Here is a 14,761-nt window from a genome sequence, read left to right as displayed (position 1 = left end):
CAACCACATGACCGCACAGAGCACGCCCCGGCCGGGCGTCGCGCTCGTCGGGGCCCGCGACGGAAGCCTCTGGACCTACCTGCTGTTCCACAACCTGCGCACCTTCGGCGACGCCGAGATCTGGCCGGTGAGCCGCACCCGACCCGAGGTGCGTGGCGTGCCGACCGTCGCCGACCTCGGCCTCGTGCCGCGGACCCCCGACGTCGCCGTGCTCATCGTCAACTCCGCCGCCGCGAACTCGGTCGTGGCCAAGGCGGTCGAGATGAAGGTCCCGCACATCGTGCTCATCTCCGACGGGTACGCCGAGCGCGGCACCGAGGAGGGCATCCGGCTGCAGCGGGAGCTGGTCGGCATCGTCGAGGGCACCGGCAGCCGGCTCTACGGGCCCAACGGCGTCGGGTTCGCCGACTTCCGCGCCGGCATCGCCCCGCTCGGCGCGCCCATCCCGCCGGACCTGCGGGTCGGCGGCGTGTCCGTGGTGTCCCAGAGCGGCTCGCTGACCACCACCATCATGGGCGGCCTGGCCGAGGACGGCGCCGGCGTCGACCTGTGCGTGTCGATCGGCAACGGCGCCGCGTTCGACCCCATCGACGCGATGGAGACGATGCTCGACCGGCCGACCACCACCGTCATCGCCGCCTACCTCGAGTCGTTCGGCGGCAACCGGGCCCGCCTGGAGCGGACCCTGACCCGCGCCCGCGAGCAGGGCGTCACGATCGTGCTGGCGAAGTCCGGCGGGTCGGAGATCGGCGCGGCCATCGCCCGATCGCACACCGCCGCCCTGGCCGGCCCCGACCGGCTCGTCGACGAGGTGCTCACCGCGCACGGCGTGATCCGGGTGCGCAGCATGGAGCAGCTGACCCGGGCCGCCGCGATCGCCGAATACCTCAGCCGGCACGGCGCCAGTGGCGTCGGTGGCGCCGGTGGCGTCGGTGGTGGCGTCGCGGTCATCGAGACGTCCGGCGGCGCCGCCGCCCTCACCGCCGACCTGCTCACCCACGAGGGCGTCGGGCTGGCCACGTTCGGCGACGCGGCCACCTCGGCGCTGCGGGCGGTCGCGCCCGACGGGGCGTACGTGAGCAACCCGATCGACCTGACCGCCTCGCCGAAACCGTACGAGGAGGTGACCGCCGCGTTCCACGCCGTCTACACCGACCCGGCCGTGCGTGCCGTCGTCATCCCGTACGCGCTGACCTTCCCGGACGCCGACGACGAGCGCGACGTGCACCGCCGCTCGCTCGACCGCTACGCCGACCTGGGCGCCGCCACCGGCTGCCCCACCATCGTGTCGACGCTCAGCGACTTCGCGTGGACCGACTGGGCCGTCGCGTTCCGGGAGCGGCACCCGGAGACGCTGCTGGTGCGGGGGATCGCCACCACCGCCCGGATGCTGGCGCGGCTCTACCCGCGCACCCAGCCGGAGGCACCGCGGGCGACGGGGCTCGCAGACGTGATCGGCGACGCGCCCGACGGCCGCACCGCCCGGGACCTGCTCGACGCGCTCGACGTGCCGATGCCGAAGGCGGTCTTCGTGGCGGCCGAGGACGTCGACGGCGTCGCCGGGGCCGTGGCCGGCCTCGCGCACCCGCACGTCGTGAAGATCGTCGCCGACGGGCTGCTGCACAAGGTGAAGGTCGGCGGCGTCGTGCTCGGCTGCGCCACGGCGGAGCAGACCGGGGCGGCCGCCCGGCGGGTCCTCGCCTCCGCCGCCGCGGCCGGACTGCCCGGCGTGCGCGGCGTGCTCGTCGAGGAGACCGGCACCGGCGTCGAGCTGTTCGTGTCGCTCAACCGCGACCCGTGGTACGGGCCGTACCTCATCGTCGGATCCGGCGGCGGCGACGTCGAGGCCAAGACCGACTCGTCGCTGATCGCGCTGCCCGCCACGGACGGTGCCGTCGAGCGGGCCCTGGACCGCCTGCCGGTGCCGGACGGGCAACGCGCCACCACCGCCGCGCTCATCGCCCGGCTCGCCACCGAGTTCGTCGGCGGCCGGCTCGCCAATTGGTCGATGCTGGAGCTGAACCCGGTCATGGTCGACGCCACCGCCGGCCCGCAGATCCTCGACATCGTGCTGCTGCCCAAGGGCGAGCCGGTATGACCGTGCGCATCTCGATGGCGCTGGCCACCAGCCACCTCGGCCCGCTGCTGGACATCACCCGGGCCGCCGAGGAGGCCGGCCTCGACCGGGTGTGGACCACCGAGGGCTTCGGCGGCGACGGGATCGTCCGCGCCGGCCACCTGGTGGCGCACACCAGCCGCATCGGCATCGGCACCGGCATCGCCTACTCGTTCACCCGGGCACCCCTCGCGGTGGCGATGGCCGCCGCCGACCTCGCCGAGCTCAGCGGCGGCCGGTTCGCCCTCGGGCTGGGCGCCGGCACCCGCGGCGTGCGGACCAGACGCTTCGACGCGGCCGGCTACGACCACCCGGCGCCGCGCACCGCCGAATACGCCGAGCTGGTCCGCGCCGCGCTGCGGTCCGAGGGCGGGCTGCGCTTCGAGGGCCGGTTCTACCAGTGCGACTTCCCGCAGCTGGACATGCCGCAGGACGCGGCGCTGCGCGCCGGGGTGCCGCTGTACGCCGCCGCCCTCAACCCGGTGATGCTGCGCGCCGCCGCCCGCTCCTGCGACGGGATCGCCCTGCACAGCCTCGCCACCGCGCCGGCCTACCTGCGCGACGTCGTCGCCCCCGCCGTCGCCGGTCCGGACCGGCCGAAGCTCGCGGCGTGGAAGATCTGCGTCGTCGACGACGACCCGGCGGCCGCCGCCGACGCGGTACGCCGGCAGCTGGCGTTCTACTTCTCCACCCCCAGCTACCACCCGGTCCTGGCCGGCACGCCGTGGACCGAGGTGGCCCAGCGCATCCGCGACCTCGCCACCGAGCTGCGGTTCCGCGACTGGGGGCCGGTGGCGGCGCTCGTGCCCGACGACATGGTGGCGGCCTACTCCGTCGCCGGCGACCGGGACTCCTGCGCTGAGCAGATCGCCGCCACCGCCGGGCGGTTCGCCGCCGCCGGCGTCGACGAACTGGTCCTGCAGCTCACCTCCGGCGGCACACCCCAGCAGACCCGGGCCAACGGCCTCGCGCTCGTCGCCGCCGTCCAGCACGCCCGATCGGAAAGGACGGCCGATGCTCACCTGTGACAGCCAGATCCACCTCTTCCCCGAAGGCCACGAGGAGCGGGCCGCGAAGTTCGGGCAGCGGGTCATCGCCCTGGCCACGATCCTCGCCGACATGGACGCCGCCGGCATCGACCGGGCCGTGCTCGTCCCGCCGTTCCCGGCCGCGATGCAGATCAGCCTCGACGCGGTCGCGGCCCACCCCGACCGCTTCCGCACCACCGCCCACCTCGCCCTCGACAAGCCGGAGGCGCGCGAGCAGGTCAAGGCGTGGCCGGACGACGCGGTCGTGGCCGTGCGGGTCGCGTTCCCGCCGTGGCACAAGGTCTCCTGGCTCGACGACGGCACCGCCGACTGGTTCTGGCCGGTCGCCGCCGAGCAGGGCCTGCCCGTCATGGTGTGGGCGCCGGCGCAGCTGGCCAAGCTCGGCCCGGTCGCCGCCGCCCACCCCGGCCTGAACCTCATCGTCGACCACCTCGGGCTGTTCGTCGACGACAAGGACGACGCCCTCGACCCGATCCTCGACGAGCTCGTCGCGCTCGCCGCGCACGACAACGTGTCGGTGAAGGCGTCGGCGCTGCCGTGCGCCACCGACGAGCCCTACCCCTACCGCGGTCTCGCGCCCCGCATCGAGCGCGTCGTCGACGCCTTCGGTGCCGGGCGCGTGTTCTGGGGTACCGATGCGACCCGCCTGCCGTGCACCTACGCGCAGGCGGTCGCGATGTTCACCGACGAGCTGCCGTTCCTCAAGGACGACGACCTCGACCTGGTCATGGGCGGCGCGCTGCTTCGCCGCCTGGGCTGGGACCGCTGAATCAGGAGGCTGCACGAGTGCCGGCAACATCATTCGCCGACCCCGCGGTGGACGAGTTCCGCCGCGAGGTGACGGCGTGGCTGACGACCGCGATCCCCGCCGAGTGGCGGGAGCGTCGCGACCACCTCACGATGGACGAGGAGATCGAGATCCGCCGGGCCTGGGACCGGCAGCTCTTCGACGCCGGCTACGCGGGGCTGTCGTGGCCCGAGCGCTTCGGCGGCCGCGGCCTCGGCGTCGTGGAGGACTTCACGTTCAACGACATCGCCGCGCGCATGGACGCCCCCGAGGGGCTCGGCCGGGTCGGGCGGCTGCTCGCCGGGCCGGCCATCATCCACCACGGCACGCCCGAGATGTGCGCCCGGTTCCTGCCGGCGATCCTCAAGGGCGAGGAGAACTGGTGCCAGGGCTTCTCCGAGCCCGGCGCCGGCTCCGACCTCGCCTCGCTGCACACCCGGGCGGTGCGTGACGGCGACGTGTACCGCATCCAGGGCCAGAAGGTGTGGACGACCTACGCGCAGTTCTCCGACTGGTGCCTGCTGCTGGCCCGCACCGGCGCGGCCGGCTCCCGCAGCCGCGGGCTGTCACTGATGCTCGTGCCGATGCGCCAGCCCGGCGTCGAGGTCCGGCCGCTGATCAACATCACCGGCACCCACGAGTTCAACGAGGTGTTCTTCGACGGCGCCGAGACGAGCACCGACCTGCTCGTCGGCGCCGAGGACGAGGGCTGGCTGGTGTCGGGCACGATCCTGACCCACGAGCGCGGCGTCGGCTTCGGCGCGATCGCCCTCAACCAGCTGCACGGCTACCTGCGGCTGTTCACCGAGCACTGCGCCGCGCACGCCCCCGCGATCGCGGCCCGGCTGCCCGAGTTCGTCACCCGGGTCGAGCTGCTGCGCTGGCAGATGATGCGTTCGCTGGAGAAGATGGCCGGCGGCGACGCCTCGCCGCGCTCCAGCGCGGTGCTGAAGGTGACCTGGAGCGAGCTGGTGCAGGAGATCGTGCACCTGGCCGCGTTCGGTGGCTGCCCCGAGCACACCGACCTGTACCGCGCCCGGCTGCTGTTCCACCGGGCCTCGACGATCGTGTCGGGCACGTCGGAGATTCAGCGCAACATCATCGGCGAGCGGGTCCTGGGCCTGCCCCGCGAAGGGAGCGCGAAGGCGTGAGCACGCGATACCTGCCCAGCCCGCTGGGCCTGGAGGTCACCGACGCGGTGCACCAGATGGCGGTCGAGGGCACGACCGGCGAGGACCGCTGGTCCCCGGCGAAGCTGTGGGGCGAGCTCGCCGCCGGCGGCTGGACCGAGCTCGCCGACGGCGACACCCCGGGCACCGACGCCGACGTGACGCTGCTGGACCTGTGCGTGATGGCCGAGGCGTGGGGCCGGGCCCTGGTCGGCCTGCCGCTGCTGAGCACCCTGGCCGCGCGCCGCTGGCTGGCCGAGCGGCCGCCCGCCGGCACGCCGGTCACCCTCGTGGTGCCCGAGTGGAACCGGTTCCTGCTGCCGTACCCGATGCAGGCGGCGCTGGTGCTGTCCGCCGACGGCACCGCGCCCGTCACGGGGGAGTTCACCGTCGACGACCACGCGCCGTCGCTGCCGCTGGGCCGCGCGGACACCGCGCCAGGACCGCTCGCCCCGGCCGGTGCGCTGCGCGACTATGCGCTGCTGGCCACGGCGGAGGCCGTCGGGGCCACCGACCGGGCGCTGCAGGACACCGTGGGGTACGCCAAGACCCGGGTCCAATTCGGCCGGCCGATCGGCTCGTTCCAAGCGGTCAAGCACACCCTCGCCGACATGCACCGCGACGTGGAGCTGGCCCGCAGCGGCGTCACCTGGTTCAGCAACGACCCGGCGGCGATGACCGGCGGCGCACCGTACGTGCTGCACCTGTGCGCCTCCGTCGTCGAGCGGGCGATCCAGGTGTACGGCGGGATCGGCTACACCTGGGAGTGCGACCTGCACTGGTCGCTGCGGCACGTCACCCAGGCGCACCGGCTCGTCGTGGCGGCGCTGACGGCGAGCGCGGCATGACCGAGTTGTTGGAGGTCTTCACCAGGGACCGGGTCGGGTACCTGCGGTTCAACCGGCCCGACAAGCTCAACGCGCTCGCCCCGGAGATGCTCGAGGGGTTCACCGCCGGGCTCACCGCGCACGAGGCCGACCCGGACGTGCGGGTCGTCGTGGTCTGCTCGACCGGCCGAGCGTTCAGCACCGGCGGCGACATGTCCGGCCCGGGCCGGGCCGCGTCGGCGGGGCACCGTTCCTCGTACACCGACTGGCAGCGGCAGCGCGCGAGCCTGGAGCGCTGGCTGCGGATCTGGGACTCGCCGAAGCCGGTCGTCGCCGCCGTGCAGGGCTACTGCCTCGGCACCGCGACGGTCATGGCGGTGATGTGCGACCTGACCGTCGTCGCCGACGACGCCGTCATCGGCTGGCCGCAGCTGCCGGTCGGCGGCGGGCTGCTGTCGCCGGTGGCGAGCTGGTTCGTCGGGCCGAAGAAGGCCCGCGAGCTGGCGTACATCGCCGGCAGCCGGTTCAGCGCCCAGGAGGCCGTCGAGCTCGGCTGGGCCAACCACGTGTACCCGGCCGGCGAGCTGCACGAGCGGGCGCACGAGCTGGCGACGCGGATCGCGAACACGCCCAGCGACGTGCTGGCGGTCAAGAAGTACGCACTGAACCGCACCATGAACCTGCAGGGCTTCCGCGACGCCGTGCTGTCCGGTGCGGAGTTCTCCGCGGTGAGCCACCAGGCGCCGGGCGCGGAGTTCATCGCGGCCCGCCGCGCGGAGCTGGGCATGAAGGAGACGATCGCGGCGGTCCAGCAGGGCCTGCTCGCCGGCGACTACCCGCAGGCGGAATGAGCGGCGGCAGGAGCGGCCCGCGGTACCGCGGAGGAGCCGCTCACCGGAATGACAGGAGCTCAGCGGAGGAGTGGGTATGAGCCTGGTGGACAAGGTCGTCGCGATCACGGGTGCCGGGCACGGCATCGGCCGCCGTGAGGCCCTCGAGGTGGCGGCGCTCGGCGGCAGCGTGGTGGTCGCGGAGTTCGACGCCGACGCGGGCGCCGAGGCCGTGAAGGAGATCGAGGCCGGCGGCGGGCGGGCGGTGCTGGTCGCCGGTGACGTGGCGGACACCGCCGTCGCCGACGCGATCGTGGCCGCCGCCGTCGACACGTTCGGCCGGCTCAACGCGGTGGTGAACAACGCGGGGTTCCTGCGCGACCGCACGTTCGTGAAGATGACGGCGGACGAGTGGGACGACGTGATCCGGGTGCACCTGCGCGGGCACTACGCGGTCGCGCACGCCGCGTGCGTGCACTGGCGCGACGCCGGCACCGGCGGCCGGCTCGTCGGCACCTCGTCGACGGCCGGGCTGCTGGGCAACTTCGGCCAGGCCAACTACGGCGCGGCGAAGGCCGGCATCGTGGCGATGTCGTCGATCATCGCGCAGGAGATGGCCCGCTACGGTGTGGTCAGCAACGTCGTGTGCCCGGCCGCGCGGACCCGGATGACGTCCGGCGCCTACGGCGAGATCGGCGGCGGCGAGGGCTGGGACTTCTGGTCGCCGGACAACGTGGCACCGATGGTGGCGTTCCTGTGCAGCGACGCGGCCGGGACGATCTCCGGCAAGGTGTTCGGGGTGCAGGGTGACGTCGTGGAGCTGTACGAGCCGTTCACCAGCGTCGCGTTCATCCGCAACGGTGAGCGCCGCTGGACCCAGGACGAGCTGGCCGCCGGGGTGCCGGGCCTGTTCGCGCAGGCCGGGCGGGACCCCGAGGTGGAGAACATGATGGCCCGGCTGCGGTTCTCGATGACCGACCGCAGCAAGCGGGCGGCCGGCCCCGTAGCGCAGGGCTGAGCCCACTACCGACCGTGGAAGACGGGCGGCCGCCTGGCGAGGAACGCCGCGGCCGCCTCCGCGGCGTCGGCGGAGCGGGCGGTGGCGACCTGGCGGCGGGCCTCGGCGGCGAGGTGCTCGCCGAGCGGCACGCCGGCGGCGCAGGCGAGGTTCTCCTTGATGGCCGCGACGGCGAGCGGCGCGCGGGCAGCGCACCGTTCGGCGAACGCGTCGACGGTGCCGTTGAGCGCCGGGCCGGACACGACGCGGTGCAGCAGCCCGTACCGCAGCGCCGTCTGCGCGTCGAGCTTCTCCGACAGCAGCAGCAGCTCCCTCGCCCGCGCCTCGCCCAGCAGGGCCGGCAGCAGCCAGGTGATGCCGTAGTCGCCGCTGACCCCGGCGTCGAGGTAGGCGGTGCGCAGCACGGCGTGCTCGGCGGCGATCCGCAGGTCGCACGCGAGGGCCAGGGCGAGTCCGGCGCCGGCGCAGCCGCCGTTGACGGCGGCGATGGTGATCTGCGGCAGCGCGCGGATCGCCTCGGTGAGCCGCCCGCGCTCGATCTGCGCCCGCACGTCGTCGTCCACCGGCACGTTCTGGCGCGCGGCGGCGAACGCGTCACCGGCCAGGTCGCCGCCGACGCAGAACTGCCGGCCGGCGCCGGTGAGCACGACGACCCGCACGTCCCGGCGGGAGGCGACCTCGGCGACGACGTCGTGCAGCCGCGCGGCGAGGGCGTAGGTGACGCCGTTGCCGCGCTCGGGCCGGTTGAGCGTGATCCGGGCGACGCCGTCCTTGACGTCCAGCAGCACGTCGGACTGCGGCCCGTTCATGCGCCGACCCGCTCGAACAGCGCGGCCAGGCCCTGCCCGCCGCCGATGCACATGGTCGCCAGGCCGTATCGGGCGTCGCGGCGGTGCAGCGCGTACGCCATGGTGGTGAGGATGCGGGCGCCGGTGGCGCCGACCGGGTGGCCGAGCGCGATGCCGGAGCCGTGCACGTTGAGCCGCGCGAAGTCGGCTGCGGTGAGGCCCCATTCCCGGGTCACGGCGAGGACCTGCGCGGCGAAGGCCTCGTTGAGCTCGATGAGGTCGATGTCGGCGAGCGTCAGGCCGGTGCGGGCCAGGAGGCGGCGGGTGGCGGGGACCGGCCCGAGGCCCATCACCTCGGGCGCGACGCCGGCGAGGGACCAGCCGGCGAGCCGCACGAGCGGGGTGAGGCCGAGCTCCGCGGCCCGCTGCGGGGTGGTGACGACGCAGATGGCGGCGCCGTCGTTCTGGCCGCTGGAGTTGCCGGCGGTGACGGTGGCGTCGGGGTCGTCGCGGCCGAGCACGGGACGCAGGCGGGCCAGCGCTTCGAGGGTGCTGTCGCGGCGCGGGTGCTCGTCGGTGTCGACCGTCTGCGGTCCTTTCTTCGACGGTACCGTCACCGGCACGATCTCCGCGGCGAAGATGCCGGCGTCCTGGGCGGCGACGGCCCGCCGGTGCGACTCCAGCGACAGCTCGTCCTGCTCGGCGCGGGGGATGCCGTAGTGCCGCCGCAGGTTCTCGGCCGTCTCGACCATGCCGCCCGGCACGGGGTGGTCGCGGCCGCCGGCGGTGGCGCGGGCCCGGGCCAGCCGGTCGACCAGCGCGACGTGCTCGCCGGCGCCCCAGCGCAGCCCGGTGGCGTAGTGCTCGACCTGGCTCATGCTCTCCGCGCCGCCGGCGAGGACGAGGTCGCTGGCGCCGGTCTGCACCTGCATCGCGGCGTTGAGGACCGCCTGCAGCCCGGAGCCGCAGCGGCGGTCGACCTGGGCGCCGCCGACGGTCTCGGGCAGCCCGGCGTCGAGGGCGGCGACCCGGCCGATGGCCGGTGCCTCGCCGCTGGGGCTGCACTGGCCGAGGATGACGTCGTCGACGGCGGCCGGGTCCAGGCCGGTGCGTTCCATCACGGCGCGGATGACGGCCGCGGCCAGTTCGGCGGCTGGGACGTCGCGCAGGACGCCGCCGAAGCGGCCGATGGGGGTGCGCAGCGGGGCGCAGATGACGGCGTCGGGCATCCGTCGACCTCCTTGTGGTGTGGCTGTGTCAGGCGACGGTGCCTGAGTCGATGAGCTGGTCGATGTCGGCGGGGGAGCGGCCGAGCTCGGCGAGCACCTCGCGGGTGTGCTCGCCGAGCCCGGGCGCCGGGCGCGGGCCGCCGAGGGTGCGGCCGCCGCCGGTGATGGGGGATCCGGGGGCCAGGTGCGGCCCGACGCCAGGCTGGTCGAGCACGTCGAAGAGCGGCCCGGCCAGCAGTTCGTCGCGGCCGTCGGTGACGATCTCGCGGAACGTGCGGAACCGTGACCACAGCACGGACGTGGGGCGCAGCGCCGCCTCGGCCTCGGTGGTGCTCCGCGCGGCGAACCACGGCTGCAGCAGGGCGTCGAGGAGGCCCTGGTGGCGGAACCGCTCCTCCTCGCGGGTGAAGTCGGTGCCGAGCGCCACCTCGATCGCGTGAGCGGCGACGGTGAGGCCGGTCGCGGCGAGCAGGTCGTTCCAGTGCCGGGCGGTCAGCGCGACGATCATCATGTGGCCGTCGCGGGTGGCGAACGCGTGGCCGTACGTGCCGTAGACGGCGTTGCCGACGCGGGGGCGGCCGGCGCCGGTGAGCTCGGCCTCGGCGAGGTAGCCGAGGTTGCCGGCGGTGGCGAGGGCGACGTCGTCCAGGCCGATGACGAGGTGCGCGCCGCGGCCGGTCGCGGCGCGGTCGTGCTGGGCGGCGAGCAGCCCGACGGCGGCGTAGAGCCCGCAGGCGACGTCCCAGGCGGGCAGGACGTGCCCGGTCGGCTCGGACGTCTCGGGTGTGCCGGTGGCGAGCGGGAAGCCGGCCGCGGCGTCGGCGGTGTAGTCGACGGAGCCGCGGCCGCGCGCGCCGGCGACCTCGATGTAGATGAGGTCGTCGCGGGTCGCGCGCAGGTCCTCGTAGCGTTGCCCGGGGCGGTTGCCGGCGTTGGTGAGCACGGCGTCGGCGCCGGCGACGAGCTCGGCGAGCAGCCGCCGGCCCTGCTCGGCGCGCAGGTCGAGGGCGATGGAGCGTTTGCCGCGGTTGAGGCCGGTCCAGTACAGGCTGGCGCCGCTCGGGGCGAGGGGCCATCGGTGCCGGTCGGGGGTGCCGCCGAGCGGGTCGACGCGCAGCACGTCGGCGCCGAGCTGGGCCAGGGTGAGGCCGCAGAGCGGTGCGGCGATGTAGCTCGCCAGCTCGATCACGCGCAGGCCGCGCAGTGGCCCGTCGCCGGTGTGGTTCATCGGTTCCTCGCTCGCCACCGGAAATGAAAGGTCTTGGTTATTGTACCTAGGTAAGCTAGTCTTATACCAGACCTAGAATACGGGAGTCGCTGTGACGATGACACCGGCCGGCTTGACGCCGGACAGTTTCAAGGAAGCGATGTGCCGTTACGCGTCGGGGGTCACCCTCATCACGGTCCACGACGCCGACGGTGCGCCGGTCGGTATGACGGCCACCGCCTTCAGCTCGGTGTCCAGCGAGCCGCCCCTGGTGCTCATCTGCGTGCACGGCGCCACCCGGACCTACGAGCGGGTGCTGCGCTCGGGCTACTTCGGGGTCAACCTGCTCGGCGTCGGCGCCGAGCCGATCGCGGAGCACTGCTCGCGCCCCGGGGGGTCAAAGGTGCTCCCGCCGGAGTGGCTCATCGACGCTCCACAATGGACGGCGCCGGCGGTGGCCGGCTCGCTCGCCTTCGTGGACTGCGAAACCTACCGGCACTTCCCGGCCGGCACCCACCACGTCATCGTGGGACGGGTGCGCGGCATCGGGCTGGGCCCGGCTCCCGATCCCGGCCCGCTGGTGCACTACCAGCGCGGATACCAGGCACTGCACCCGCTACAGGAGACGACGCGCATGCCATTCACCGCACCGCTCCCCACCATTGGGAGCGCCCGATGACCCGTAGCGGCGACCAGTACCTCGAGGGGCTGCGCGACGGCCGCCAGGTCTTCATCGACGGCGAGCTCGTCGGTGACATCACCCGGCACCCGGCGTTCAAGGGCGCCGTGCGCTCCGTCGCCGCGCTCTACGACACCGTCGACGACAAGGCCAACCGTGATCAGCTCACGTTCGCCTCGCCGGCCACCGGCGAGCCGGTCAGCCTCGCCCACCTCATCCCGCGCTCGCCGGCGGACCTGACCCGCCGCCGGATCGCGCTCAAGGCGATGGCGGAGCAGACCTTCGGGCTGATGGGCCGCGGCCCGGAGCACGTGGCCGGGTTCCTGGCGGGGTTCGCCGGTCACTCGCACGTCTTCGCCGCCGGCGGCGAGCACTTCGCCCGCAACGTCGAGGCGTTCCACGCCAAGGCCCGCGACGAGGACCTGTACATGACGTACACCATCCTCCCGCCGCAGATCGACCGCTCGAAGCCCGCGCACCAGCAGGCCGACCCGCACCTCTACGCGGGCGTGGTGGCCGAGCGCGACGGCGGCATCGTGGTGCGCGGCGCGCAGATGCTCGGCACCGGCACCGCCATCTCCGACTACGTCTACCTGAGCAACATCGCGCCGCTGCAACCCGGCGACGAGGCGTACGCGCTCGCCGCGATGGTCCCGGTCGGCGCGCCCGGCGTGAAGATCTACGCCCGCCGTTCCTACGCCGCGGCCTCCTCCAGCCTGTTCGACTACCCGGTCAGCGCCCGCTTCGACGAGACCGACTCGCTGCTCGTCTACGACGACGTGTTCGTGCCGTGGGAACACGTGTTCGCCTACCGCAACCTCGACGTCGTCAAGCGCCAGTGGTTCGCCACCGCCGGGCACCTGCTGGGCAACAACCAGGCCCAGATCCGGTTCTGGACCAAGCTGGAGTTCCTGATCGGTCTCGCCCACCGGGTCGCGGAGATGAACGGCTCGGTCAACCTGCCGCCGGTCAAGGGCGCGCTGGGTGAGATGGCCGCGCAGGTCGCCACCGTCACCGGGCTGGTCCTCGCCCAGGAGCAGCACGCGACCGTCGACGAGCACGGCGTGGCCTGGCCCGGCCGCGCCGAGTGCTTCGCCAACATGGCGCTGCAGCCCGACCTGTACGCCAAGCTGCTGGTGATGATCCGCGACCTGTGCGGCGGCGGGCTGATCCAGCTGCCGTCCTCGGCCAACGACTTCGCCAACCCGGCGATCGCCGCCGACGTGAACCGGTTCGTGCAATCCCCGGGATATCCCGCCACGGAGCGCGTCAAACTGCTCAAGCTGGTGTGGGACATGGTCGGCTCGGAGTTCGCCAGCCGCCACCACCAGTACGAGATGTTCTACGCGGGAGCTCCGTTCGTGGTGAAGATGCGCATGTACGACGCCTACGACTTCGGCGCGGGCCGCCGGCTCGTCGACACGATGCTGGACAGCTACGACCTGAGCGGGCTGCGCGACACGGCGCTCCCGCCGGCCGGCGACGCGCTTGACCCGGTGCGGGGGTGACCTTGGGGCAGGACCTGCGGGGCGCGTTCGAGACGCTGCGGCGGCACGGCAAGGCCGTCGTCGTCGCCGAGCCGGTCGGCTGGGAGTACGAGGCCGCGGCCGTGCTGTGGGAGCTGGCGCACGGCCCGGCGGTCCGCTTCGACGACGTGCCCGGCTACCGGGTCCCGCTGGTCGGCAATCTGCTCAACACCCGCGACAAGCTCGCCTGCGTGCTCGGCGTGGACGACGAGCGGCTCGGCGAGGTGCTCGCCGCCGCCCTCGACTCGCCGGTCCCGCCGGCGGTCGTCGACGACGCGCCCTGCCAGGAGGTCGTCGTCACCGACGGCATCGACCTGACCGGGCTGCTGCCGATCCCGGCGATCAGCGAGCGCGACGGCGGCCGGTACCTCTCCGCCGGCGTGCTGCTGTGCGCCCCGCCCGGCGGCGGCCGGCAGAACCTCGCCATCGCCCGGCTCCAGGTGCAGGGCCCGGACCGGCTCGGCGTCAACTTCGCCCCCACCCACTCCTGGCAGTTCCTGCAGGAGTGGTGGGCGCGCGGCGAGCCGATGCCGGTCGCGGTCGCGCTCGGCTGCCACCCGGCCGTCGCCGCCGCCTCGCAGCTGCTGGTGCCGTTCGACGAGGCGCACGCCGCCGGGGCGCTGTTCGGCGAGCCGCTGCGGATGGTTCGCGGCCGCACGGTCGACGTCCTCGTCCCGGCCGAGGCCGAGATCGTGATCGAGGCGCTGCTGCACCCGGGCGACCGCGCCCCGGAAGGCCCGTTCGGCGAGTTCCCCGGCCTGTATGCGCCGATGCGCGACAACCCGGTGCTGCGGGTCACCGCGGTCACCCACCGGCGTGACCCGTGGCTGACGATGATCGTCGGCGGCAACCACCCCGAGCACCTCGTCACCGGCGCCGTCGCGCGGGAGGCGACGCTGCTGCGGGCGGTCCGCGCGGTCGTGCCGAGCACCCGCCGCGTCGTGCTCACCGAGGCCGGCAGCTGCCGCTTCCACGCGGTCATCGCGATCGAGCAGCGCAACCCGGGTGAGGCCCGCCTGGCGATGCTGGCCGCGTTCAGCACCCAGGACCTCATCAAGCACGTCACCGTCGTCGACGACGACATCGACCCGGCCGACCCCCGGCAGGTCGAGTGGGCGGTCGCCACCCGCATGCGCGCCCACGAGGACCTGCTGGTGGTGCCCGGCATGAAGTCCAACCCGGTCGACCCGATGTCCGTCGGCCGGACCATCTCCAAGCTCGGCATCGATGCGACCCGCCCGCTGGGCGCCGACCCGGAGCGCTCGGTCCTCGTCGACGTGCCGGCCGGCGTCCGCGACCAGGTCCGCGCCCGCTGGTCCGAGCTGTTCCCCGATGCAGGTGCCTCATGATCGATCCGCAGGACGTCCGGGACCGGATCGCCCCGCGCATCCTGGTCGCCGGCGAGCCGGTCGCCGGCCTGCGCCACGTGCCGACGGTCGACCCGTCGACCGGTGCGCCGCTGGCCGACGTGCCGGTCGCCGACGCGGCCACCGTCGACCGCGCCGTGCGGGCCGCCGCGGCCGCCCAGCCCGCCTG

Annotated in this window: 13 protein-coding genes and 1 pseudogene; 11 read left to right on the top strand and 3 right to left on the bottom strand. The window is 74.1% G+C overall.

All coding sequences use genetic code 11. From position 1 onward, the window contains the following. The first annotated feature begins 7 nt into the window (after positions 1 to 7). From ABZ321_RS56505 to ABZ321_RS56475, 7 genes are all read left to right on the top strand, one after another. Entirely contained in the window at positions 8 to 2,098 is a 2,091-nt protein-coding gene (locus tag ABZ321_RS56505; protein ID WP_354905082.1) for an acetate--CoA ligase family protein, read from the top strand. After that, positions 2,095 to 3,144, top strand: a complete 1,050-nt coding sequence (locus tag ABZ321_RS56500) for an LLM class flavin-dependent oxidoreductase (protein ID WP_354905079.1) — start codon at positions 2,095 to 2,097, stop codon at positions 3,142 to 3,144. The genes ABZ321_RS56505 and ABZ321_RS56500 overlap by 4 nt, the downstream gene beginning before the upstream one ends. Then, positions 3,131 to 3,934: an amidohydrolase family protein gene (locus ABZ321_RS56495; protein WP_354905076.1), complete on the top strand. Its 804-nt coding sequence runs from the start codon at positions 3,131 to 3,133 to the stop codon at positions 3,932 to 3,934. Before ABZ321_RS56500 ends, ABZ321_RS56495 begins: the two co-directional genes overlap by 14 nt. Before the next feature lie 17 nt (positions 3,935 to 3,951). Next, positions 3,952 to 5,103, top strand: coding sequence for an acyl-CoA dehydrogenase family protein (locus tag ABZ321_RS56490; RefSeq protein WP_354905073.1), 1,152 nt, complete (start codon positions 3,952 to 3,954; stop codon positions 5,101 to 5,103). After that, positions 5,100 to 5,969, top strand: a complete 870-nt coding sequence (locus ABZ321_RS56485) for an acyl-CoA dehydrogenase family protein (protein WP_354905070.1) — start codon at positions 5,100 to 5,102, stop codon at positions 5,967 to 5,969. Before ABZ321_RS56490 ends, ABZ321_RS56485 begins: the two co-directional genes overlap by 4 nt. After that, positions 5,966 to 6,799, top strand: coding sequence for an enoyl-CoA hydratase/isomerase family protein (locus ABZ321_RS56480; protein ID WP_354905067.1), 834 nt, complete (start codon positions 5,966 to 5,968; stop codon positions 6,797 to 6,799). The genes ABZ321_RS56485 and ABZ321_RS56480 overlap by 4 nt, the downstream gene beginning before the upstream one ends. Before the next feature lie 76 nt (positions 6,800 to 6,875). Next, entirely contained in the window at positions 6,876 to 7,796 is a 921-nt protein-coding gene (locus ABZ321_RS56475) for an SDR family NAD(P)-dependent oxidoreductase (RefSeq protein WP_354905064.1), read from the top strand. A gap of 5 nt (positions 7,797 to 7,801) precedes the next feature. Here ABZ321_RS56475 and ABZ321_RS56470 read toward each other — a convergent pair whose 3' ends face one another. Genes ABZ321_RS56470 through ABZ321_RS56460 form a run of 3 tightly spaced genes read right to left on the bottom strand, consistent with a single transcriptional unit; the run spans position 7,802 to position 11,041 of the window. Continuing rightward, the gene (locus ABZ321_RS56470; protein WP_354905062.1) at positions 7,802 to 8,605 is read right to left on the bottom strand and encodes an enoyl-CoA hydratase-related protein; all 804 of its coding nucleotides are present in this window, start codon (positions 8,603 to 8,605) and stop codon (positions 7,802 to 7,804) included. Further along, positions 8,602 to 9,813, bottom strand: a complete 1,212-nt coding sequence (locus ABZ321_RS56465; protein ID WP_354905060.1) for an acetyl-CoA C-acetyltransferase — start codon at positions 9,811 to 9,813, stop codon at positions 8,602 to 8,604. Before ABZ321_RS56465 ends, ABZ321_RS56470 begins: the two co-directional genes overlap by 4 nt. Before the next feature lie 28 nt (positions 9,814 to 9,841). After that, complete coding sequence (locus ABZ321_RS56460; protein WP_354905058.1) at positions 9,842 to 11,041, bottom strand: CoA transferase; 1,200 nt, start codon at positions 11,039 to 11,041, stop codon at positions 9,842 to 9,844. Positions 11,042 to 11,138: 97 nt separating this feature from the next. Between ABZ321_RS56460 and ABZ321_RS56455 the strand changes: the two genes are divergently transcribed. The 4 genes and pseudogenes from ABZ321_RS56455 to ABZ321_RS56440 form a co-directional block, all read left to right on the top strand. Next, complete coding sequence (locus tag ABZ321_RS56455) at positions 11,139 to 11,699, top strand: flavin reductase family protein (protein WP_354905104.1); 561 nt, start codon at positions 11,139 to 11,141, stop codon at positions 11,697 to 11,699. Beyond that, complete coding sequence (locus tag ABZ321_RS56450; RefSeq protein ID WP_354905055.1) at positions 11,696 to 13,207, top strand: 4-hydroxyphenylacetate 3-hydroxylase N-terminal domain-containing protein; 1,512 nt, start codon at positions 11,696 to 11,698, stop codon at positions 13,205 to 13,207. Before ABZ321_RS56455 ends, ABZ321_RS56450 begins: the two co-directional genes overlap by 4 nt. Beyond that, positions 13,204 to 14,574, top strand: a complete 1,371-nt coding sequence (locus ABZ321_RS56445) for a UbiD family decarboxylase (RefSeq protein ID WP_354905053.1) — start codon at positions 13,204 to 13,206, stop codon at positions 14,572 to 14,574. The genes ABZ321_RS56450 and ABZ321_RS56445 overlap by 4 nt, the downstream gene beginning before the upstream one ends. Next, a pseudogene (locus tag ABZ321_RS56440) lies at positions 14,571 to 14,761 on the top strand (hypothetical protein); the annotation flags it as partial. The gene ABZ321_RS56445 and the pseudogene ABZ321_RS56440, both read left to right, overlap by 4 nt.

This window comes from Dactylosporangium sp. NPDC006015 (genome assembly GCF_040614215.1).
GTDB lineage: Bacteria > Actinomycetota > Actinomycetes > Mycobacteriales > Micromonosporaceae > Dactylosporangium > Dactylosporangium maewongense.
This window is presented reverse-complemented; position numbering and strand designations above follow the sequence as displayed.